The organism is Virgibacillus sp. AGTR (genome assembly GCF_016919725.2).
GTDB classification, from domain to species: domain Bacteria; phylum Bacillota; class Bacilli; order Bacillales; family Amphibacillaceae; genus Virgibacillus; species Virgibacillus salarius.
This window is the reverse complement of sequence record NZ_JAJERH010000001.1, coordinates 96749-119481: the sequence shown is the minus strand read 5'-3', so window position 1 is coordinate 119481 and position 22733 is coordinate 96749. Positions and strand designations below refer to the sequence as shown.

Annotated in this window: 20 protein-coding genes, 1 pseudogene and 1 riboswitch; of the genes and pseudogenes, 14 read left to right on the top strand and 7 right to left on the bottom strand. The window is 37.2% G+C overall.

Translation table 11 applies throughout. From position 1 onward, the window contains the following. Positions 1–8 precede the first annotated feature (8 nt). Genes JUJ52_RS00535 through JUJ52_RS00525 form a run of 3 tightly spaced genes read left to right on the top strand, consistent with a single transcriptional unit; the run spans position 9 to position 2222 of the window. Positions 9–1139: an MBL fold metallo-hydrolase gene (locus JUJ52_RS00535; protein ID WP_205388463.1), complete on the top strand. Its 1131-nt coding sequence runs from the start codon at positions 9–11 to the stop codon at positions 1137–1139. Positions 1140–1159: 20 nt separating this feature from the next. Further along, on the top strand, positions 1160–1387 hold the full coding sequence (locus JUJ52_RS00530; protein WP_026682216.1) for a sulfurtransferase TusA family protein: 228 nt from the start codon (positions 1160–1162) through the stop codon (positions 1385–1387). A 46-nt stretch (positions 1388–1433) separates the two neighbouring features. Then, positions 1434–2222, top strand: a complete 789-nt coding sequence (locus JUJ52_RS00525; RefSeq protein WP_121604975.1) for a sulfite exporter TauE/SafE family protein — start codon at positions 1434–1436, stop codon at positions 2220–2222. Positions 2223–2372: 150 nt separating this feature from the next. Here JUJ52_RS00525 and JUJ52_RS00520 read toward each other — a convergent pair whose 3' ends face one another. Next, positions 2373–3836, bottom strand: coding sequence for a catalase (locus JUJ52_RS00520; protein WP_205388464.1), 1464 nt, complete (start codon positions 3834–3836; stop codon positions 2373–2375). A gap of 276 nt (positions 3837–4112) precedes the next feature. Here JUJ52_RS00520 and JUJ52_RS00515 point away from each other — a divergent pair, with 276 nt between their 5' ends. Further along, entirely contained in the window at positions 4113–4925 is an 813-nt protein-coding gene (locus JUJ52_RS00515) for a ZIP family metal transporter (protein WP_246484555.1), read from the top strand. A gap of 155 nt (positions 4926–5080) precedes the next feature. Here JUJ52_RS00515 and pabB read toward each other — a convergent pair whose 3' ends face one another. From pabB to JUJ52_RS00500, 3 genes are read right to left on the bottom strand one after another with little or no spacing between them, the layout of a single operon-like run. After that, positions 5081–6832: an aminodeoxychorismate synthase component I gene (gene pabB, locus JUJ52_RS00510; RefSeq protein WP_026682213.1), complete on the bottom strand. Its 1752-nt coding sequence runs from the start codon at positions 6830–6832 to the stop codon at positions 5081–5083. Beyond that, complete coding sequence (locus JUJ52_RS00505; protein ID WP_026682212.1) at positions 6798–7409, bottom strand: anthranilate synthase component II; 612 nt, start codon at positions 7407–7409, stop codon at positions 6798–6800. Before JUJ52_RS00505 ends, pabB begins: the two co-directional genes overlap by 35 nt. A 53-nt stretch (positions 7410–7462) precedes the next feature. Further along, a complete protein-coding gene (locus JUJ52_RS00500; protein WP_026682211.1) occupies positions 7463–8578 on the bottom strand; it encodes a methionine biosynthesis PLP-dependent protein in 1116 nt (371 codons plus the stop codon). 75 nt (positions 8579–8653) lie between these two features. Then, positions 8654–8757: riboswitch (SAM riboswitch) on the bottom strand. A gap of 342 nt (positions 8758–9099) precedes the next feature. On the opposite strand from JUJ52_RS00500, the gene JUJ52_RS00495 reads away from it, so the two are divergent. The 10 genes and pseudogenes from JUJ52_RS00495 (at position 9100) to JUJ52_RS00450 (ending at position 20145) form a co-directional block, all read left to right on the top strand. Next, the gene (locus tag JUJ52_RS00495) at positions 9100–10269 is read left to right on the top strand and encodes an ROK family transcriptional regulator (RefSeq protein ID WP_026682210.1); all 1170 of its coding nucleotides are present in this window, start codon (positions 9100–9102) and stop codon (positions 10267–10269) included. A 3-nt stretch (positions 10270–10272) separates the two neighbouring features. Beyond that, on the top strand, positions 10273–11268 hold the full coding sequence (locus JUJ52_RS00490) for an asparaginase (protein ID WP_034679381.1): 996 nt from the start codon (positions 10273–10275) through the stop codon (positions 11266–11268). A 15-nt stretch (positions 11269–11283) separates the two neighbouring features. Next, a complete protein-coding gene (locus tag JUJ52_RS00485) occupies positions 11284–12849 on the top strand; it encodes a glutathione ABC transporter substrate-binding protein (RefSeq protein WP_205388465.1) in 1566 nt (521 codons plus the stop codon). 55 nt (positions 12850–12904) lie between these two features. Then, the gene (locus JUJ52_RS00480; protein WP_166529947.1) at positions 12905–13825 is read left to right on the top strand and encodes an ABC transporter permease subunit; all 921 of its coding nucleotides are present in this window, start codon (positions 12905–12907) and stop codon (positions 13823–13825) included. A 23-nt stretch (positions 13826–13848) separates the two neighbouring features. Then, positions 13849–14736, top strand: coding sequence for an ABC transporter permease (locus JUJ52_RS00475; protein ID WP_034679379.1), 888 nt, complete (start codon positions 13849–13851; stop codon positions 14734–14736). 16 nt (positions 14737–14752) lie between these two features. Continuing rightward, entirely contained in the window at positions 14753–15739 is a 987-nt protein-coding gene (locus JUJ52_RS00470) for an ABC transporter ATP-binding protein (protein WP_205388466.1), read from the top strand. Further along, complete coding sequence (locus JUJ52_RS00465; protein WP_026682204.1) at positions 15739–16710, top strand: ABC transporter ATP-binding protein; 972 nt, start codon at positions 15739–15741, stop codon at positions 16708–16710. Before JUJ52_RS00470 ends, JUJ52_RS00465 begins: the two co-directional genes overlap by 1 nt. A gap of 77 nt (positions 16711–16787) precedes the next feature. Next, positions 16788–18154: pseudogene (locus tag JUJ52_RS23655) on the top strand (leucyl aminopeptidase family protein). Beyond that, positions 18151–18840: a copper homeostasis protein CutC gene (locus JUJ52_RS00455; RefSeq protein WP_205388468.1), complete on the top strand. Its 690-nt coding sequence runs from the start codon at positions 18151–18153 to the stop codon at positions 18838–18840. Before JUJ52_RS23655 ends, JUJ52_RS00455 begins: the two are co-directional and overlap by 4 nt. 12 nt (positions 18841–18852) lie before the next feature. Then, positions 18853–20145: an alpha-L-fucosidase gene (locus tag JUJ52_RS00450; RefSeq protein WP_205388469.1), complete on the top strand. Its 1293-nt coding sequence runs from the start codon at positions 18853–18855 to the stop codon at positions 20143–20145. Positions 20146–20250: 105 nt separating this feature from the next. Here JUJ52_RS00450 and JUJ52_RS00445 read toward each other — a convergent pair whose 3' ends face one another. The 3 genes from JUJ52_RS00445 to JUJ52_RS00435 all read right to left on the bottom strand — a co-directional run bounded on the left by JUJ52_RS00445 (position 20251) and on the right by JUJ52_RS00435 (position 22559). After that, a complete protein-coding gene (locus JUJ52_RS00445; protein WP_205388470.1) occupies positions 20251–20769 on the bottom strand; it encodes a spore coat protein in 519 nt (172 codons plus the stop codon). Between the two features lie 80 nt (positions 20770–20849). Next, on the bottom strand, positions 20850–21899 hold the full coding sequence (locus JUJ52_RS00440; protein ID WP_026682200.1) for a C45 family autoproteolytic acyltransferase/hydrolase: 1050 nt from the start codon (positions 21897–21899) through the stop codon (positions 20850–20852). A gap of 522 nt (positions 21900–22421) precedes the next feature. Further along, the gene (locus JUJ52_RS00435) at positions 22422–22559 is read right to left on the bottom strand and encodes a hypothetical protein (protein WP_162986396.1); all 138 of its coding nucleotides are present in this window, start codon (positions 22557–22559) and stop codon (positions 22422–22424) included. Positions 22560–22733 lie beyond the last annotated feature (174 nt).

The following is a 22733-nucleotide window of genomic DNA, read 5'->3' as shown; positions in this document are numbered from 1 at the left end:
GAAGAGTAATGGCAAAAACAATTTCAACTAAAGAATTGGCTCAGAAAATTATTAATCATACGAAAATTATTATTTTAGATGTGCGAAATACAGATGAATTTGATAATTGGAAAATAGAAGGGGGACAAGTTGAAGTTATTAATGAACCATACTTCAACTTATTAGATAGTGTTGATCCTGTGGCTAATAAGCTATCAAAAGACCAAGAAATAATTGTTGTTTGTGCTAAAGGTGGTTCATCTGAGATGGTAGCCGATCTCCTAGAGGAAGAAGGATATATTACTGTGTATAGCTTAGAAGGAGGTATGAAGGCCTGGAGCGAGCACTTAGAGCCTATTAAAATCGGTGATCTAAAAGAGGGTGGGTCATTATACCAATTCGTACGTTTAGGAAAAGGCTGTCTTTCTTACTTTGTCCAATCAAATGGAGAAGCCGCAATTATCGATACTGCACGTATGACAGATGTTTATGAGGAGTTTGCAAACGAAAAGGAAGTACGAATAAAACACTTACTTGATACTCACCTTCATGCAGATCATATTTCTGGTGGTCGAAAACTCGCTGAAAAAGTTGGAGGTACGTATTACCTTCCTCCAAAGGATGCAGAAGAGGTAACATTTGATTTTACACCTTTACAAGAAGGTAACGATATCATCGTTGGGAATACGGAGGTAAAGGTACAGCCTATCTATTCACCTGGCCATACCATTGGAAGTACGTCATTCATTATTGACGATACCTATCTATTAACTGGTGATATTCTATTTGTTCGATCAATTGGTCGTCCAGATTTAGCGGGTTTAGCGGAAGATTGGGTAGGTGATCTACGTGAAACACTTTATTCTCGCTATAAAGAGCTTTCTAATAATTTAATTGTTCTTCCAGCTCACTACTCTTTTGCTGAGGAATTAGGAGAAGGTGGAGAAGTATCAGCACGATTAGGTGATCTTTATGCAAGAAATGAAGGATTACAGGTAGAGGGTGAACAAGAGTTCCGTAAAATGGTGACGGAAAATTTACCACCACAACCAAATGATTATCAGGATATTCGGAGAACCAACATGGGTAAAATTGACCCAGATCAAGAGAAACAAAAAGAAATGGAAACTGGCCCTAACCGTTGTGCGGTTGAAGGTTAATTTTAAAGGAGGAAGTTATGATGAAATCAACAAAAGTATTAGATGCAAAAGGGTTGGCTTGTCCAATGCCAATTGTACGTACAAAGAAAGCAATGGAAGAATTGAATTCTGGAGATATACTGGAGGTTCATACAACTGATCAGGGCTCAAAGAGTGATCTTACGGCATGGGCTAAGGCAGGGGGACATGAATTGCTGAAGGATACAGAAGAGGATAATATATTAAAATTTTGGGTTAAAAAAGGATAAAGGAGGCTCACTTAGGTGAGCCCTCTCTATTTAGGGGGATTTAGATATGGAATATAGTCTATTGTTTATCGTTACCATTTTCTTAATCGGATTTATTGGGTCATTTATTTCTGGTATGGTTGGTATTGGTGGATCTATTATAAAGTATCCAATGCTTTTATATATACCATCATTGGTCGGATTAACGGCGTTTACTGCCCACGAAGTATCAGGAATAAGTGCGGTACAAGTATTATTTGCCACTATAGGTGGTGTTTGGGCCTATCGTAAAGGTGGGTATTTAAATGTAACCTTAATCATCTATATGGGTATTAGCATCTTACTTGGTAGTTTTATTGGTGGCTATGGATCGCAATTTATGAGTAATGGCGGAGTAAACCTTGTTTACGGTATTCTTGCTACCATAGCAGCTGTCATGATGTTCGTACCTAAAAAGGGAATTGATGATATTCCGATGGATCAAGTGAAATTTAATAAATGGCTTGCAGCATTTCTCGCCTTTTTAGTAGGTATCGGTGCTGGTATCGTTGGTGCTGCTGGAGCATTTATCTTGGTCCCGATTATGCTACTTGTATTAAAGATACCGACAAGAATGACAATTGCTACTTCCTTAGCTATCACCTTCATTTCTTCTATTGGTGCAACGACAGGAAAGTTGTTGACAGGACAAGTTTTATTCATTCCAGCAATTCTTATGATTGTGGCAAGCTTGATTGCTTCACCATTGGGAGCTAATTTTGGGAAAAAGGTAAATACAAAGCTTTTACAGTGGATATTAGCAATTCTTATCTTAGGAACAGCCATTAAAATTTGGTTGGATATTCTCGGATCATAAATTAGTTTACGCGATACGTTATTGAATCGATATAATTACTGATTTATCCCACATATAATTGGCAGTATAGACCCATTTCCAGCAAAAAAGTGAAACCAATATGGATAAGTGGGAGATAAACAAAATCTCCCAACTGATTGAAGTCTCACTTTATTTGGTTAGTCTTTCAATTTGATGAGAAGTCTGCTCTCCTAATTCCGATGCAGCATTATATAAATATTTTAAAACAATGCTACGTATTTCAGGAGAAATTCCAGTGAGATCCCTAGCGAGATTAGTTACTAAATGTTTTTGTTGTTGCACTGGGAGAGAGTTATAATACGCTCCAGCCTGTGCAAAGTCATCTTGCTTGGGGGTTTCCGACCTGGCAAGCCTACCTTCCACATACCTGTCACTGCCACTCGTAACAAGGTCGCCTGGCCACCAATTTTCTTGATGGTTGATCGGAATTTTACGGAAATCGGGTCCGATTCGTCTGCGCTGTGAATCCCAGTAAATATTGGCTCGACCCTGTAGCATTTTATCGTCCGATAACTCCGCACCTTCTAAAAGGTTAGAAGGTGAAAAAGCGATCTTTTCCACTTGCTCCATATAGTTATCAGGATTTCGATTTAATACCATTTTTCCAACAGGCAACATTGGATATTGCTGCTCATCCCAGACCTTTGTATCATCTAACGGATCGAAGGGAAGCTTATCTGTATCAGCAGGGTCCATTAGCTGCACGTATAGACCATATTCTACAGTCTTTCCAGCAGCGATTGTATCATATAAATCTTGACCAGCGATATCCGGGTTTTCACCCGCAAGCTTTGTTGCTTCACAGCTATCTATATATTCTACTCCCTCAAAAGGAATCCAATGGTATTTTATGTAATGTCTTACTCCTTTAGCGTTTTTCCACACATAAGTGTTCACACTATGTCCCGGTAGATGGCGAAGACTTTTTACCGTTCCTGCGTCAGAATAAATTCTAACAACAAAATGGGTGGACTCAGGTGCTCGAGCTACAAAGCTCCAGAATCTTTCAGGATCAAGTAGATTATTTTTGGGCGATGGCAAAAAAGCTTTGATGGATTCTGGAAAACGAATCGCATCCCGGACAGAGAAGACCGGAATATGATTACAAATTAAATCAAAAATGCCGTTCGTTGTATAGAATTTCGTAGAAAATCCGCGAACGTTTCGGGATGTATCTGGTGTGCCTTTTGTGCTTACAGCAAGCGAAAACCTTACTGCAACGGGAACTTTATGACCAGGGGATTGTAAAAAGGAGAGTTTTGTATACTCAGACATTGCATTTATTGTCTCAAAATAGCCAAATGCTCCGAAGCCTTTTACATGTACTGGTCGCTCTATCATTTTTTCATGTACAAATGATTCAAGGGTTTCATGAACAATATTATCTTGTTCTAGAACAGGACCTCTTTTACCAACAGTCTGTGAGTGTAGCTTTGCAGGTAAATCCTCTGCCCACTTTTGAGCTTTGTGAGATGTTTTAGAATGTTTATCCTGCTGATTCGATTTCTGTTTATGGACAGGTGATTGATTCGAATTAGACTTATTTAGAGAATTATTATGTTCTTGATTAAACCAACCATTATTACGATCCATTGTCGTACCTCCCGTGTTTGCATGTTCATTCTCGATGTTACATTATTATGTATGTAGATTTTTAGATAATTATGATTTCATTCCCTAGGAATAAAAAAATCTCGGACAACATAAATCCATAAGCTTAAAACAGCTTACTTGAATAACCAGAATGAAAAGGAGTAAGCTATTCACGTAGTAATTTTAAAAATATATGTTGTTAATTAAACGTATGCTATAAGAGGAATTGTAATAATATTTGTTTATGTTGCTGTTGAGAAAGGGGAGTTGAATGTGATGGATTACTTTTTATCGTTACATCCAGTAGTACAAGCTACAATTGCGACATTATTTACTTGGGGAATGACAGCACTTGGTGCGGCGCTAGTCTTCACTACAAAGAACTTTAATCAACGACTGATGGATGCTATGCTCGGATTTGCAGGAGGAGTAATGATAGCGGCTAGTTTTTGGTCCCTTCTTTCGCCTGCATTGGATATGGCAGAAGCTAGCGGAACAATTGCATGGATTCCAGCAGCTGTTGGATTTATGCTAGGAGGGCTATTTCTTTGGAGCATTGATAAAGTACTGCCACATTTACATCCAACCTCTCCAATGAAGGATGCGGAAGGCATACATCCCACTAGAAAAAAGCGAAGTACGCTTTTAGTTTTGGCAATTACGTTGCATAATATTCCAGAAGGCTTAGCAGTAGGGGTTGCATTTGGGGCAATTGCAGCAGATTTATCAACATCGACTATCACAGGTGCAATTGCTCTAGCAATAGGTATTGGTATTCAAAACTTCCCGGAAGGTTTAGCTGTTTCTATGCCACTTCGCAGAGAAGGTATGTCAAGAAGGAAGAGCTTTATGTACGGGCAATTTTCAGGTATGGTGGAACCGATTGCAGGAATAATTGGTGCAGTTGCTGTTACCTTTATTCAACCATTGTTACCATATGCTCTGAGCTTTGCAGCCGGGGCAATGATATTTGTGGTAGCAGAAGAAGTAATTCCTGGTTCGCAGGAGGAAGGGAACAAAGACCTTGCTTCCATGAGTTTAATGATTGGTTTTACTATAATGATGATTTTAGATGTGGCCCTTGGTTAATTCCAAATCAAAACCACCAGAGTAGTTAGAACTGGTGGTTTGCTCTGTGGCTGAAAGCCTCTATTATCGGCGCCTCAGCCTTAACTAAATGGCTAGCAGGTTCTTTTTTTTAGCCATACTATATCTACCATATTTGCCTTGTTTGTGCATGTCCACTAATCCTTTATGTGAACCACAACTGGTACCCATTTACGTATACTATTAATCAACCATATATTTGCGCAATTTTTAATTTCTTCTATTCTAATTTTTCGTTCTGAAATAATGTTATCATCTAAAAGTTTTTGACGAAATGTCCCCGGTAATAAGCCACATTCAAGGGGGGGTGTATAAAGACCACCATTTATTTCAACAACTAAATTTCCGATTGTAAATTCAGTTAACTCGCGCTGTTCATTCCACAAAAGCACATCAAAAGCTTCAGGGAATTCATTAAGGAAAACCTGATATATGGATCGATGGGTTGTCTTATGATAATAAAAGACATCCTTCTTGTTAATTGGGTATTTCGCAAGCTCCACCTTAGCAGGAGAAGCAGGCAACGTCGTTACATCCTTCTCAGCAGATATGGTTATATCTCCTAGGTTAGAAATAACCAATCGTACTCTAAAGGAACCGATACTATGTTGATTGGCGGTTTCTACCAGTAGTTTATAAAGCTTGTCCCGATGAAGTGGTATTGAAAAGTATGCTGCAGATTTTTCTAATCTGTTCATATGGTAATCGATTAGATAATATTCACTATCTATAAGGGAAATAGTTTCTAAAAGTTCCACTGATGATTGAGCCTTACTAAGAAATAATGCTTTCGTTAAAATCTCGGTATATTCTTCATCATCAGTCGAATCCCAAGTAATACCACCGCCTACCCCGTATAGTGCATTACCGGTTGTATTATTTACTAGGACAGTACGTATCGGTACATTAAAAATTGCCTCTTTTTCCGGGGTAATATAACCTACTGTTCCACAGTATACCTCTCTTGCCGAATCTTCTAGCTGATTAATTATTTTCATCGTGTTAATCTTAGGTGCTCCAGTAATCGAGCCGCAAGGGAATAATGCTCTAAAAATGGTAGTAATATCACTATCAACTTCAGCTTCTACAGTAGATGTCATCTGAAAAACGGTTGGATAACGTTCAATTGCAAAAAGCTTCGGAACCTTAACAGTACCAGGTTTTGCAATTAACCCTAAATCATTTCGTAATAAATCTACGATCATTACATTCTCTGCTCTGTTTTTATCAGAATGGTAAAGCCAATCTGCAAGTTGCTTATCCTCCTGCTGTGAATTGCCTCGTTTAACGGTACCTTTCATTGGTTTTGTCGTTATCTTGCCATCCCTTAAATGGAAAAATAATTCAGGGGATGCAGACAGAATCGAATGGTCTCCAATGTCCAGATAGGCTGCATAATTAGCTGATTGCGCTTGTGCCAATTGTTGAAAATAACTTCGAGTATCACCGTTAAATTGGCTCTGTAGCCGGACTGTGTAATTAACCTGATAGGTGTCTCCGTTCTCGATATGTTGCTTTATCATTTTCAAATTTTGTTGATAATCTTCAAGGGAAGTTGTAGGTTTCCACTCTGTTAAATGAAAGGCTTTAGTATCAGCCATTATTTCATCTGATGGCTGAGCGAAAATACCGAACCACAATAGTGGCAAGGTACTACAGTTGTTTACTTGCTGAGCCGGATCAAAGGCAGGCGCTGCTTCATATGCAAGGTATCCAGCTGCATAGTAACCAGCTTCGATATACTGTTGAATAGATTGCATACAAGGTATTACTTCTTCTAACTTTGTAGTGGTTATAATAGTAATGGGATCTTTAAAGGTCATGGGCTGTTTATTACCTAAATGATTGGCAAAGTCAAAGAATAGGAGTGGTTTTTTTGGCGAATGCATCTATTTGTCCAACCTTTCGTGTGAAAAAGTTCTCTAATAACTGTAGCCCTTGTTCGGATAGTATTGCTTCAGGATGAGCTTGAATTCCTTCTATTGGATAAGTTTTATGGCGAATTGCCATAATCTCACCTGTAACTGATTTTGCGCTTATTTCAAAGCAAGAAGGTAGGGTAGCCTCCTGAACAATAAGTGAATGATACCTTGTGACAGCTAACGGATTTTTAAGCTTTTTGAATATACCTTTATGATCATGGGTAATCATTGAAACCTTACCATGCATTGGTTGTTTGGCTTTTACAATACTAGCACCAAAGGCTTGAGCAATCGTTTGATGCCCTAAACAAATTCCAATTATTGGATATAGCGTATACAGTTTTCTTACAATCTCTAGACATATACCTGCAGAAGCCGGGTTTCCAGGTCCAGGAGAGAGCAATATGCTAGATGGGTTTAATCGTTTAATGTCTGCTATTGAGATTTCATCATTGCGAGCGACATATACTTGCTGGTTTAGCTGCTTCATATATTGTACAAGATTAAATGTGAATGAATCATAATTATCGATGACTAATATCATGTAGTTACCTACTCTCTTATAAACACTTCATGCGTTATTATAGCAAATGTAGGTTAATAAGCATATGTATCCACTTCAATTAATGCTTGTTTTAAATCCTCTATTAATTCATTTGGTTGTTCAATTCCAACTGAAAACCGTAGCAGTTGGTCGTCAACACCACGCTTTATTCTTTCATCTCTAGGTATGTCAGCGTGAGTTTGTGTTGCTGGATAAGTAATAAAACTTTCCACCCCTCCTAAACTTTCAGCAAAAATGATAAGCTTCAAACTTTGAAGGAAAGGATCTATCCATTTACTTTTTCGTAAGCGAAAAGATAACATACCACCTCTTCCTGGATATAGAACATTATCAACCATTGGATGCTCTTGCAAAAAGGATACGATAAGCTTTGCATTGGCTTCATGTTTTTCCACCCGAAGCGCAAGTGTTTTTAATCCTCGAATTAATAGCCAAGAGTCAAAAGGTGATAGCACAGCACCTGAAGCATTGTGGTAATTGGCTAATTTTTCAGACAAGGATTTACCTTTTGCCACTACTAATCCAGCGAGTACATCGTTATGACCACCAATGTATTTCGTGCCACTATGAATGACGATATCAGCCCCTGACTCAATTGGCCGTTGAAGTAGCGGGGTCAGAAAAGTATTGTCAACAATTAATAGTACATTATATTGGTGCGCTAATTCCGCAACTTTTACAATATCTATCTCTTGCATTAGGGGATTTGTAGGTGTTTCAATAAAGATTGCTCTTGTTTTCGAGGATATCAGTCGCCGCGTTTCTCCGTCATTCTTGAAATCTGTATATGTTGTCTGAATTTGATATGCAGCGGCGTAATGCTCTAATAATCGGTACGTTCCTCCGTATACATCACTCGTTACAATGAGTTCATCCCCAGCATTAAAAAGAGAGAATACTAATTGAATGGCTGCCATTCCAGAACTGCAAGCATACCCACTGTCAGCGGATTCCAATTTAGCGATTCCTTCCTCTAGTAAGGTTCTTGTAGGATTTTTCGTTCTTGAGTAATCATAGCCTGATGATTGTCCCAGTCCGTGGTGCTGGTAGGCAGTTGACAAATAAATAGGTGCGCTAACTGCTCCAGTAGCTTTATCACTCTTATTTCCTAATTGTACTAATTCTGTTTCAATGCTTCTTCGTGACATAATATCCATCCCTTCATTCGATGAAAAAAGCCTCTTCTAATTAAATAAGAAGAGGCTTACATCATTCGGTTACTCTTCCTATCTGCATGCTTTCGAGCATCTGGAATTGGCACAGTTCTCTTTATAAGTCTGTTGCCGAGGCTTCAAAGGGCCAGTCCCTCCACCTCTCTGGATAAGAAAATAGTTTATGTAATTTTTAAAATAGATTACAGTTGTTTTTGCTATTTGTCAAGGGAAACTTAGGGATTTACTCCAATGTACAGTTTACAGCATTTAGATAACATGGTTTCATCTGAAGATAAGTGGAAAATAAAAGCAGATACGAAATATCGCAAGAAATAAATTAGTTAAAACATTCTAAAAATTAGTTGACTAATTTTTCTCGCTAATCTATACTATTAATAACTTCACAGGAGAAACTATTTGGTTAAATACTGGAAAAATATAATAAATAGTAAAAAATCAATGGAAAAAGCCATTTAATTCTGGTTATTAATTACATGATGTTAATAGGTGATCAAATGAAAATTAAGAATCAAGATTTTTTAAAAAAAGAAAATAGAAGTTTAGTCTTAGAAATAATTCTTAATCAAGGTCCGATCTCACGTGCCGAAATTGCCAAACAAACGTCGATGAGTCCTACTTCTGCTTCTCGAATTGTTGCATCATTACAAGAAAATAAGCTAATAAGAGAGATGAATATGTCTAGCGAAGGAATTGGCAGGAAGGCCACTTATTTTATTCCAAATGAACATTCTGTATTCTCAATTGGTGTTGAAATTGACCAGAAAGTTATTCGGATCGGTTTAATGAATTTTATAGGAAAGTTAACCATTCTGAAGTACTTTGACTATCAATCAATAGATCCAGTGGCAACAGTTCAATTTATAGCAGACCATATATTACAAATGATTGACGACGAAAATCTTACATCGGATCAAATTGCTGGAGTTTGTATTGGCTTACCAGGACTTATTGAGAATGACAAAGGTGAGGTGAAATTATCTGCGCAATTTGATTGGAAAAATATCCCTTTACAAGAGATGGTTGAAGAGAAAGTAGGCTTTACCGTATTCGTGGACAATGAATTAAAATTGAAAGCGCTTGCTGAGTATATTAGTGATCCTGAACCAAAAAAAGCGTATATGGCAATGATTGGTTTTGGTAGTGGGGTAGGTTCTGCGTTAATAAAGAAAGGAGAAATCTATCGAGGTGAAGGAAACTTCTCAGGAGAAATCGGACATACTATCGTTGATCCTTATGGAATTTATTGTCCATGTGGGAATTTTGGCTGTCTCCAAACGTATATTGCTGAAAAGTTTTTGTTAGATGAAGCATCTAAAACAAAAGAGATTGAAAATATTCAGGCCTTAATCATTGAATATGAAAATGGAGAAAAGTGGGCAAGAAATATAGTTGATAAAGCAATTACCTATGCAGCAATTACGATTAATAATGTTGTTTGCGTATACAATCCAGATTCCGTCGTTCTTGCTGGTAGTTTAATTGAAAGGTTTCCGCAAATTAAAGATCAAATTATTGAAAAGTGTGAGAATCAGATGTGGGCACCTGTCATGAAGACATTTCAATTACGCACTACAAAAACGGGAGAAGATGGCGTTGTGATAGGAGCTGCCATGATTGTACTACAGCATTTTATAAAAAATATTCATGAAAAGAGTGGGGTTTAACCTATGATATCAACACCTATTATTGCTGAAGAATATAGAGGAGGAACATTAGAAAATGTTCATCAGGGATTGATTTGTGTTTTAAATGAAAAGAAGGAAATACTTTATGAATACGGTGATGTAAAGCAGTCCGTTTTTTATCGGTCAGCGATGAAACCATTACAAGCAATTCCCTTATTCACCACAGATATTATGGAAAAGTATGATTTAACAACCGAAGAAGCAGCTTTATTTACGGCATCTCAAAGAGGTGAATCCTATCATCAAGAGGCTTTAGAACGTTTAATGAATAAACTGCAATTGTCAGAAGACATGCTGGTCTGCCAACAGAGCTATCCCTTAAATGAACAACCAAAGATTTCCTATATCTGGGAGCATTTACCTAAACGTAAACTTTTGCATAATTGTTCCGGTAAGCATTTGGGGTTTCTTGCTTATTCCAGAGAGAAAAACTATGATCTATCAAACTATGAATGGTTGGGTCATCCGCTTCAACAAGAAGTTTTAAACTATGTAGCAGATTTGTCGGAAACCCCGAAGAAAGAAATGAAAACCGCAATTGATGGTTGTGGAGTTCCTGTTCATAGCGTTCCGCTAAAAAACATGGCTATTTCATTCTTAAAGTTCATTCAGCCTTCGATGATACATGATAGTCGGGTTGCAACGGCTGTAAAAAGAATAGGAGAAGTTATGAACAAACACCCTAGAATTGTCGCTTCACATAACTTTATTTGTACAGCTCTGCTTGAGGATGAAAATATTATTGCAAAAGGAGGAGCTCAAGGAGTCTATTGCTTGGCGTTAAAGAGAGAAAAAATAAGCATTTCCTTAAAGGTGTTAACTGGTTCTGAATTAATTTGGCCACTATTAGTAGCTAAGCTACTACAAAAGTTAAATTATCATAATAAAGAAACGATTGATCGTTTGCTTAATATTCGATCAAACGAAATCTTCAATGATAATGGGAAAGTGGTTGGAGAAACAAAAATTCGATTATAAGAGGGGGAGCAATCGATGACAAATAAATGGATACGTCTAATGATATTACTAGGAATAATAGTAGTTGTATCAGCGTGTTCTTCAGATGCAAATAGTGATAATGATCAAGGAAATAAAGGTGAAGGTGATAAGGAATTAACCATTGCAATTGATCAAAATTTTGTTACATTGGATCCGCAAAATGCTGGAGATACCGTTTCAATTTTTGGTACAAGAGCAATGTATGAAGGGCTAGTAGGTTTTAATGAACATATGGAGATTGAACCTGTTCTAGCTGAAGATTATCAAGTGAGTGATGATGCTTTAACCTATACATTTCAGTTAAGAAAAGACGTGACATTTCATGATGGAGAACCTTTTAATGCTGACGCAGTAAAAGCTAATTATGAGCGTATTATAGATGAGGATAATGATTTACGTGCTAAAAGAAACCTTCAGTATGTGGAAAAACTTGAAGTTATAAATGAGTATGAAGTTGCGTTTATATTAAATCAACCATTCAGTGCCATGTTAAATAAATTTGCAATGGTGCCTTTTATAAGTCCAAAAGCACTTGAGGATGATGAAAAAGACATCGCGTTACATCCTGTTGGGACAGGGCCCTTTAAATTTATTGAATGGAATCAAGGAGACTCACTTGTTTTAGAAAAATATAATGATTATTGGAATGCTGCCAATTCCGATGCAGAGAAGGTTACATTTAAGCCGGTCCCGGAAAACGGCTCTAGAGCTGCTATGTTAAAAACAGGAGAGGCGGATTTTATTTATCCTGTTCCTCAACAAGATATAAAAGAATTAGAATCGAATAGCGACGTTGTGATTGAAAAAACACCATCTACAATAGCCAGATACGTTTCTATTAATACATTTAAGGAACCATTTAATAATGAAAAAGTGCGAAAAGCAATGAATTATGCAGTGAATAAGGATGCATATATAAAAGTAGTAAAGAATGGGTATGGCAATATATTAGACTCAACCATGTCAACGGAAACACAATACTATACAAAGCAAGAACCATATGAATTCAATTTAGAAAAAGCGAAGGACTTATTGACTGAAGCAGGCTATGAGAATGGGTTTGAGGCAGAGATCTGGGGGAATACAAGCTCAGAAACACTTCAAGGCATGGAATTTATTAAACAACAGCTGGCCGAGATTGGCATTGATGTAACGATTAAGTCAATGGAAGAGGGGACGCTATCTGATGAAATATACACGCCAGAAACACCAAAGGATGCAAAGGTACAAATGTGGTATGTAAGCTGGTCTCCTTCATCTGGAGATGCTGATGGAGCAACTCGCTCGTTGTTTAGTAGTGAATACTTCCCACCAAATGGCGCAAATACAGCATATTACAACAACAGCGATGTAAATACATGGATTCATGTAGCAAATGAAACTTCCAATATTGATGAACAGGAGGAAATTTATGCCAATATTCAAAGTACTGTTTATCGTGAAGCACCTTGGATCTTTTTAGCAACAGATACGATTCTATCAGGTCACCGTAAAAACCTTGAAGGTGTTTATGTTTTACCTGACGGTTCTGTGAGCATTAAAAACGCGCAATTCAAATAAATAGGCTGCGGGAGCTGGTTGTTATCAGCTCCCTTTATTGGAGGTGTTAAAGCATATGTGGCAATACATAATTAAACGAGTGCTTGGACTAATACCACTTGTCCTTGTCGTCTCATTTGTTATCTTTATGTTTATTCATTTAATACCTGGTGATCCAGCTCGATTAATTGCTGGTAAAGAAGCAACATATGAAGAGGTACAGCAGATTCGTGAAAGTTTGGGCTTAGAAAAACCTCTATTCGTTCAATATTTTGATTATCTTAAAAGTCTTTTATCTGGTGATTTAGGTTATTCAATCCAGTCTGGTGCTCCTGTCAGTGAATTAATAGGAGAAAGAATTATGCCTACGCTTGGTTTGACCTTTCTGAGTATTGGATGGGCACTTGTCGTCGGAATTTTATTAGGGATTATTTCTGCTGTTTTTCGAAATAAGTGGCCGGATTATTTAGGGATGCTTACAGCAGTATCTGGTATTTCCCTTCCTAACTTTTGGGTGGGGCTAGTTCTTATTCAACTATTCTCTGTACAATTGGGGCTGCTTCCGACAGGGGGGGCTGATGGCTGGCAAAGTTATCTCATGCCATCGTTTGCGTTAGGTGCAGGAATTATGGCTATGATTGCTAGATTTACGCGGTCTTCATTGGTAAATACCTTGAAACAAGATTATATCCGAACAGGTAGAGCAAAAGGGCTAGGCGGTAATGCAATTATATTTGGGCATGCGTTAAAAAATTCTCTGATTCCTGTGGTAACAATTGCTGGTCTACAGTTTGGATTTTTATTAGGCGGTTCAGTAGTAGTAGAAACCGTTTTTAGTTTTCCTGGACTAGGTAGATTACTAATCGATTCCATCCAAATACGAGATTACCCAGTAGTACAAGCGGAAATTTTACTTTTTTCCTTACAGTTTATTTTGGTGAATCTGCTTGTTGATATCATTTATAGCTTTTTGAATCCGAAAATTCGATATGAGTAAGTGATTGGAGGGATATGGTACGTATGATACAAACAGAAGCTATAACACAGGAACAGTTAGATAAGCAAAGGCAAGGACGTCTATACAGCTTTTGGAAAGAATTTCGTAAAAAGAAGCCAGCGCTGTTTTCCCTATTTTTTATTGGATTTTTAGTTATTGTTATGATAATTGGTCCCTATGTTGTCCCCTATGATCCTGCTGCTCCAGATTATAATAAATTACTAGAATCACCATCATTACAGCATCTATTTGGAACGGATGCATTTGGGAGAGATATCTTAAGCAGACTTGCGGTAGGAGCAAGAATTTCGTTAACAGTAAGTATTTCTGCAGTTTTATTAGGAGCCATAGTAGGGACAGTGCTTGGCTTAATAAGTGGTTATTTTGGTAAATGGATGGATCGTTTAATTATGCGAATATGTGATGTATTATTTGCTTTTCCAGATCTGATTTTGGCAATTGGGATTGTAGCCATTTTAGGACCAGGTTTAAAAAATGTTGTTATAGCCGTGTCCTTTTTTAGTATCCCATCGTTTGCTCGAATCGTAAGAAGTGCAACGTTGGAGTCGAAGGAAATGCTGTTTGTAGAAGCTACAAGATCTATTGGAGCCAGCAATCGCCGTATTATATGGAAGCATATTTTTCCGGAAACTATTCCAACAATTATTGTTTATTTCACGATGAAGGTAGGTACCGCTATTCTAGCAGCAGCTAGCTTAAGTTTTCTAGGACTGGGTGCAGAGCCATCATCACCTGATTGGGGTGCAATGCTGAGTAAATCTCGAGATTATATTGATTCAGCATTTCATTTAGTCTTCTTTCCTGGGTTGATTATTTTTCTTACCGTACTTGCATTCAACGTATTGGGTGACGGACTTCGTGATGTATTGGATCCAAAGACAAAGGATTAATGAAAGGAGGGGTATAATGGAACGCCTACTTCAAGTGAATAATTTACAAACAGCTTTTCGAAATGAAGGCAGGCTGCAAACTGTTGTTCATGGAATTAGTTTTCATGTGAATAAAGGTGAAATAGTTGGAATAGTGGGAGAATCAGGGTGCGGAAAGAGCGTTACATCCTTATCCATTATGCGACTATTACATGATACGCCAGGTGAAATAATTAACGGAGAAATTATATATAAAGGGGAAAATTTGACGCAATTGCCGGAAAAGCAAATGAAAAAGTATCGTGGAAAGGAGTTATCCATGATTTTTCAGGAACCGATGACTTCGTTAAATCCGGTATTGAAAATTGGTAAACAATTAAGAGAATCTATTCAATTACATCTAAAACTATCAAAGCAACAAGCACATGAACATGCAATAAATATATTAAAATCTGTCGGCATACCGCGTGCAAGTGACCTGATGACTGAGTATCCGCATCAATTGTCTGGAGGCATGAGGCAGCGCGTGATGATTGCGATGGCCATCTCATGTGAACCGTCCTTACTGATAGCAGATGAACCAACAACGGCATTAGACGTAACCATTCAGGCTCAAATATTGAATCTAATGAAAGATATTCAGCAAAAAAGCGATATGGGGATACTAATGATTACACATGATTTGGGGGTTGTCGCGGAAGTATGTGATCGAGTGATTGTCATGTATGCTGGAAGAGTTGTAGAGGATTCGACAGTTGAGGCGTTATTTGCTAGCCCCAAGCATCCTTATACAAAGGGATTAATCGACGCTGTTCCTAAAATTGGCAGTGGAAATCAACGCTTGTATTCTATTCCAGGTACGGTACCTAATCCAAAAAATATGCCAATAGGCTGCAAATTTGCTGCAAGGTGTAATGATGTTATGGACATTTGTACAAGGGAGGAACCAAATTTATTAGAGGAAAAAGGACATTCTTGTCGATGCTGGCTCTATCATGACCAGCAGAAAGAGGTGAACATATAATGAATAACGAGATTTTATTAAATGTAAAGCATGTTAAGAAATACTTTCCTCTTTCTAAGAAATGGTTTGTTGAAAAAAAGTATGTCAAGGCAGTAGATGATGTATCGTTTTTTATTAAAAAGGGGGAAACATTTGGGTTGGTAGGTGAATCTGGTTGTGGTAAATCTACGACTGGCCGACTTATTAATGGATTGATAAAAGCTGATACCGGAGAAATAAATTTTCAGGGAACGAACGTAGCAAATATATCGGAAAAATTATGGAAGCGATATCGAAAACCGATGCAAATGGTCTTTCAGGATCCGTACGCTTCCCTTAGTCCAAGAATGAAGGTTAAAGATATATTAATGGAACCTTTAACGATTCATTATCCAAAAATGTCAAAGCAAGAAAAAGAAATACTAGTAAAAGATTTACTTGAAAAGTGTGGAATTAGTGAATTTCATTTGTCAAAATATCCACATGAATTCAGTGGCGGGCAACGTCAAAGAATAGGCATAGCTCGTTCTCTCATTCTGAAACCAGAGCTAATTATTGCGGATGAGCCTGTGTCAGCACTAGATGTCTCCATTCAATCGCAAATTCTTAATCTGATGAAAGATCTGCAGGAGGAGTTTGGGCTTACGTATTTATTTATCTCACACGATTTAGGTGTTGTAGAGCATATCAGCGATCGAGTTGGTGTTATGTATTTAGGAAGCTTAGTAGAGATTGCCACGAAGAAGCAAATATTTGCAGATCCCAAGCATCCCTATACACAAGCATTATTGTCATCCATACCAAAGCCAGATCCAAAAGAAAAAAGGGAACCTATCATGTTGGAGGGAGAAATTCCAAGCGCCTCCAATCCTCCAGTAGGCTGCAAATTTCATACAAGATGTCCGTTGGCGATGGATATTTGTAAACAAAAAGTGCCAGAATTAAAACAAATTGAACAAGAGCAGCAAGTTGCTTGTCATCTATTTGATTAAACGGAATGGAGCAGGAAAATGGAAGGTAAATTTATTGTGGAGTAAAAGGAGTTTTTGTGTTGAATATAAATGTTGTTATGATCGAAAATCTGGATGAAAAAGCCCCATTCATTATTCAAAAACAAATGATATTTTATGGACGAACGCATTTAATTCAAGTGAATAATACGTTTTATTTAACTGTAGGTATGAATAAGACGGAGAAAACTATGGAAGACATCCGTTTTTTAGGGGGAGAAACTAGAAAGGCAATTGACACCTATGATATTACAAGTGTATCCATAAACTTTGATAGGCTGTTTAAGCATTATACCTCATATTCGAATAAAGACATTGTCGTCTCATTTATGGAGGGGTGGTATTTAGCTGGGTATTCATTCCTCACCTATCAAATGCGTGAACCAGAGCATGAAGTCTCTCTGCAACTGGGAACACAAGCTTACGAGTATTACGCTGAAGTTGCAAGAGTACGTGCCAATGCCGTCTGTATTGCTAGAGATTTATGTAATGAACCTGCGAATAAATTAACCCCAAATACATATGTTAAGAAAATTAGATCGATCTTTCATGATTCACCCGTCCATGTGGAAATATTAGAATCAGAAGAGGATTTATTAAAGCATGGATTAGAGGCAACTGCAATAGTAGGTAAAGGAAGTTCTCGTTCGCCAAAGTTTGCTGTTCTCACTTTAAAGAATAGTAACGCATCACATATAGGGTTAGTTGGAAAGGGAGTTACTTTTGATTCTGGGGGAACAAATAGTAAGATTGCAAGTGATATTGGGGAAATGAAAATGGATATGGGGGGGCAGCTGCTGTCATTGGAGCAATGAAACTATTAGCTGATATGGAGAGCCCTGTTCATGTAACTGCTGCAGTACCGATCGTGGAAAATGTTTGTGGTAAAGATGCTTTTTTACCTTCTGATGTGATAAAGTACAGAAATGGGCTTACTGTTGAAGTAGGAAATACAGATGCAGAAGGAAGACTAATAGTAGCAGATGGAATCTTATATGTTCAAGACTTAGGTGCAGATACAATCATTGATATTGCTACACTTACTGGTACCATCGGCCAAGCGCTTGGGCTAAAGGTAGCAGGTATATTTAGTAATCGAGAAAATGAGCTTTGGAAGTATAAAGAATTAGGTGACAAAACTGGTGATCACGTGTGGCCAATGCCGGTTATTAATGATTATCAGTATTATTTACAAAGCAATACTGCTGATTTTTCGAATATGAGCTCTTCGAAATTCGGCGGTGCGATTACTGCAGCGTTGTACCTGAACAACTTTATTCAAGAGGAGAAAAAATGGATTCATATAGATATGGCAAATACAGTTAGACCATGGAGAGAAATAGGTTATTATGTTTCTGGAGCATCTGGCTTTGGCGTACGCCTGTTAACAGAATTAATTCTAGAAGAGGTTGGTAATAAGACATGAAACTTGAAGTAATAGTAAATAACGGTATAGAAGCAATCCAAGCAGAAGCATTAGGTGCTGATCGATTAGAGTTAGTATCAGCTATAAATGAAGGAGGACTGACTCCCAGCTACGGTACGATCAAACAGGTGTTAAACAGTGTATCCATCCCTGTCCAAGTAATGATACGTCCGCATAGCTATCATTTTTGTTATTCAAACAATGATATGGAAATAATTTGTGCTGATATTGAACAATTACTGGATTTAGGAGGAAATAGAATAGTGTTCGGTGCGTTAACGGAAGATAACAAAGTGGATACGACTATACTTGAGAAAGTAATTACCATTGATTCTAGTTTGGATATTACATTTCATAGAGCCTTTGATGAAACAGCTTCGTTAACCGATGCATACCGCACGCTGAACAATTATAAGAATGTGAAAAGGGTATTAACGTCAGGTGGAGCAGCTAATTGCGATAACGGTAAAGAAATGCTAAAAAAATTGGTTGAAATGGAAGCAGATTTGAATGGACCAAAAATTATGCCTGGTTCAGGTTTAACGCCATATAATATCAATGAGATACATGATGCCGTACAGGCTGATAATTATCATTTTGGTAAAGCTGTAAGAATAGACAATGATTTTAAGTATGGATTTGATAAAGCAAGTATGGAGCAAATAAAACAAATAGTAAAAGAGTAGGGAGGAAAATGAATGACATCTACGTTGGATTGGCCAGACAGATACGGGGATCCATCATGGTTTCTTCAAGATCGTTTTGGTATGTTTATACATTGGGGATTATATGCACTAAAAGCAAAAGACGAATGGGTAATGACACAAGATAAAATAGCAAAAAAAGAATATGAAAAGCTTGCAAATCAATTTAATCCAGATTTAGCGGATCCATATGAGTGGGTTGCTCAGGCAAAACAAAGTGGGATGAAGTACATTGTATTAACAACGAAGCATCACGATGGCTTTTGTTTATGGGATAGCGCGTATACAGATTATAAAATTACGAATACAGCCTATGGGAAAGATATCGTAGCTGAATTTGTAGCGGCATGTCGTAACGAAAATATAAAAATTGGTTTTTATCATTCACTTATTGATTGGCATCATGAACATTATACAATTGATGGACTACATCCACAACGTGATGATGAGGCTGAGCGATCGAGAGAAAGAGATATGGTTGTATATCAAACGTATTTATATAATCAAATAGAAGAGCTTGTTACTAAGTATGGTAGAATTGATTATTTTTGGTTTGATTTTTCCTACGATGATCGAGATTGGGGTTGGTCAAAGGGCAAAGGACCAGCTGATTGGCAAGCTGAAAAATTGGAGAATATGATTCTTAACTATCAGCCTCATATTCTATTTAATAATCGATTAGGGCTAGATCGAGGAGTGTATACACCAGAGCAATATCAACCAACAGAACCATTATATACAGATAATGGGAAGAAACGTATTTGGGAAGCATGTCAAACGTTAAATGGCACCTGGTGTTACAATCCAACTAATTTACATTATAAATCCGCAGAAATGCTCATAAAGCTTTTGATCGATACCGTCTCGAAGGATGGTAATTTACTGTTAAATTTTGGACCTACAGCAAGGGGGAATTTTGACTCAGCCTCCACGGATATTTTGAATGCGTTGCAAACATGGATAAATGATCATCACGATGCTATTTATGGTACAGGTGCAAGCTATATGGAATGTCCGCAGGATTGTAGACTTACTCAAAAGGGGAATCGTTTGTTTATTCATATATTCTCGTGGCCGTTTCGTACGATTCATCTGAAAAATTTAGGCAATGTGAAATATGCTAGATTTCTTCATGATCATAGTGAGGTACCTGTAGTAGTTTATCAAGATTCGAACATATTCCATCATGATATGCCTGTAGTTGCTAAAAACGAGACAGTGTTGGAGTTACCTGTTATAAAACCTAAAGTAACTGTACCGGTAATCGAGGTTTGTCTAGGTGAATAGGAGAATTCGCTCTTTCTATATAAAAACCTGTTGCTTTTTGCAAACAGGTTTTTATTTTGCGAATTATTTTTTCAATAATTAAAATTTTGTTCTCGCAATCTTTCGTTACCTATTAAAAAGTTGTTCGAAATGATAATATGTGTTTAATTGTTCCTCACTGGTGGTGTAGGGAACAAATGTCCACCCCATATTCTTTAAAAAATCTTCATAGTTTTCTTGTATTTTTAGCTGTTGTAAAGCCATTTCTACATGAATATCTCTTACATGTTGGTCTTGCATCATCAGAGCAGATATAAAATTATCATTTGCCATACTTTTTGCTGAAGTATGGGCTTCAGTGGCAATCCATTTATCATTTTTAGTGGCTGTACTATGTTTTACATTTTGATCAGAATGGGTATTATCCATTGATGGTAATTTAACTGGCTGCTGGTGATAAGGATTTATTAATGCAAGCATTACTAAAACATGAGCATACATCATATTTGATTGTAGCTTAAGAATATTTTTTAACTGGCTACTATTAGCGATGGCAAAGTACATGTTTAATTTACAAAGTTCCCCTTCGTGTGCAGCTAAATGTTCAGACATTAATCCAAGATCAATAGCTGGTAAACGTTCCATTGCATACCTCCATCCATATCGTCTTTATGCTATACCATATGATAGGGAACGAGATTATGTACAATGTCCCATTTTCATAGCTATAGATATTCCATATTTACAAAGGGATCTTTGGCATCGAGTTCTCCTTTAATTCGCTTTGCGTTTAGGTCTTTTCCATACAGCCATTTTTGAAAATCTATAATAAGCGGTTTTCTGTCTCCGCCAAGCGCAAACCATGCTTTTAAATCATTAGAAAAATAAGCAGCGGTATGTAATGTTCCTGCCCATGCTCCATATTTCTTAGAAAACACGCCTTTATCAGTATCATTTAACATTCGAAAGGCATGATAAGGATCAACAGCATGCTGCTGCTGTGAATAGATTGCTTCATAACGTTGATATGAGTCATCCATTCGATAACGGTTCTCTTCTACTAAGTGCTCAAAGTGGTTTGTACAAATATTGGATTGTCGTATTGCGACTGCTCGCGGAGATGCTTCAACAATGCTGGACTTCCCGAGCCCATCCATTAAAACATAACTAAAGGAGTGGCGGTGCGGTATTTCTTTTAGTAATGTTATTGCCTCTTCCAGATTAGCGCAGCTTTCTAACACAATTCTGCCAATCATATTACAAAGAAAACCATCTGCAGATTTTTTTCGATTAATGAAATTATAACCCATAGCAAGACCTTTCTCATTAATTCCATCTGTGCGCCCAGTAATTTGCATAGTTGGTCCTATGGTAGCGTAGCCATTATCATTTGGCTGATACATAACATAACGCCCCTCATAAGTAGAAGGGTCATTATCATAGTTGCGAATCATATAATGTGATCCTGTGAAAATAGAACAGCCACTTCTAATAAATTCCAAATAGTAGCCACCAAAATCTTGGACGGCTTCCTTGATCGTCAGTTGTAACGCATCGGCTAAACCTTGTAGCTCATCCCATATTCCAGGTGCAAAATAAAGGAGCATTTCTTTCACTGTATCAAGTTGAATAATGAAATGGCGTCGCTTCTGTGATTCCCACTGTTTTTTTCGATTAACTAAAATAGGTGTTTGTTTAAGAATTTCACCTTGATAATACCCGAAGTCATAATGGCTACCGCGGTATTCTACAACGTCACTAAAGACGGTCTTCATTTTCGTATCTCCTTTACTGGATAAATAGCGCATTAATCATGCATGTTGAGTGTACTTTATATCTTATAAAATAGATATAAATATGCACCGTATTTAAACTGGAGATGGACAAAAGGATATGCTGTAATTTCAGCCTAAAATATTCATTTCGTAAGTAAATTAGTTCTATTGACGTATTACAGGATGATACAAACAGAAGGAGGCTGGGACGAAACTAAAATAGCTAAACCAAAAGCCGAACGATAAAAAATGTTCATACGATGCGCAGTCAAAATACGTAGACTCCTTGAAAAAGAAGAGCGCTTTTCTGCCTGCGATGTATCGCTTCTGAAGGCTTCCTTATCTTACGGCAAAAGTACGACTGAAGATCCTACAGGAAAGCGAAGCATTTTGACTAAGCGATGAATAAACTACCGAGATCCAAAACAAAAACCCAACCTTATCTAAAATATTCAGATGAAGTTTGGGTTATTCATCGCTTAAAAATTCTTGCGTCACGGCCACAGATAGCGATTTTTCTATTTACTTTCGTTTTTTCTGTTCAATTGTATTAAATTCATTCTCGCTTGCAAATTCTACGTGATCCTGTTGTTTATTATGTTTGTTTCTGTTATTTTGCTTATTCTTATCTTTATTGCGATTTTTGTTTTCCTCAGACATGTAAAAACCTCCTTATTCGTTTAGATAGTTTAGCGATGCCCAAAGCATAAAAAATTATGTATCACTATACGAAATAACGATAACGATAACGTAATAACGCTTTATTATACTATGTTGAATTAATTTTTAAGCTTTTTCCTCTAGTCAAAGCTAGTGAATCTCTTCGTGTGATAT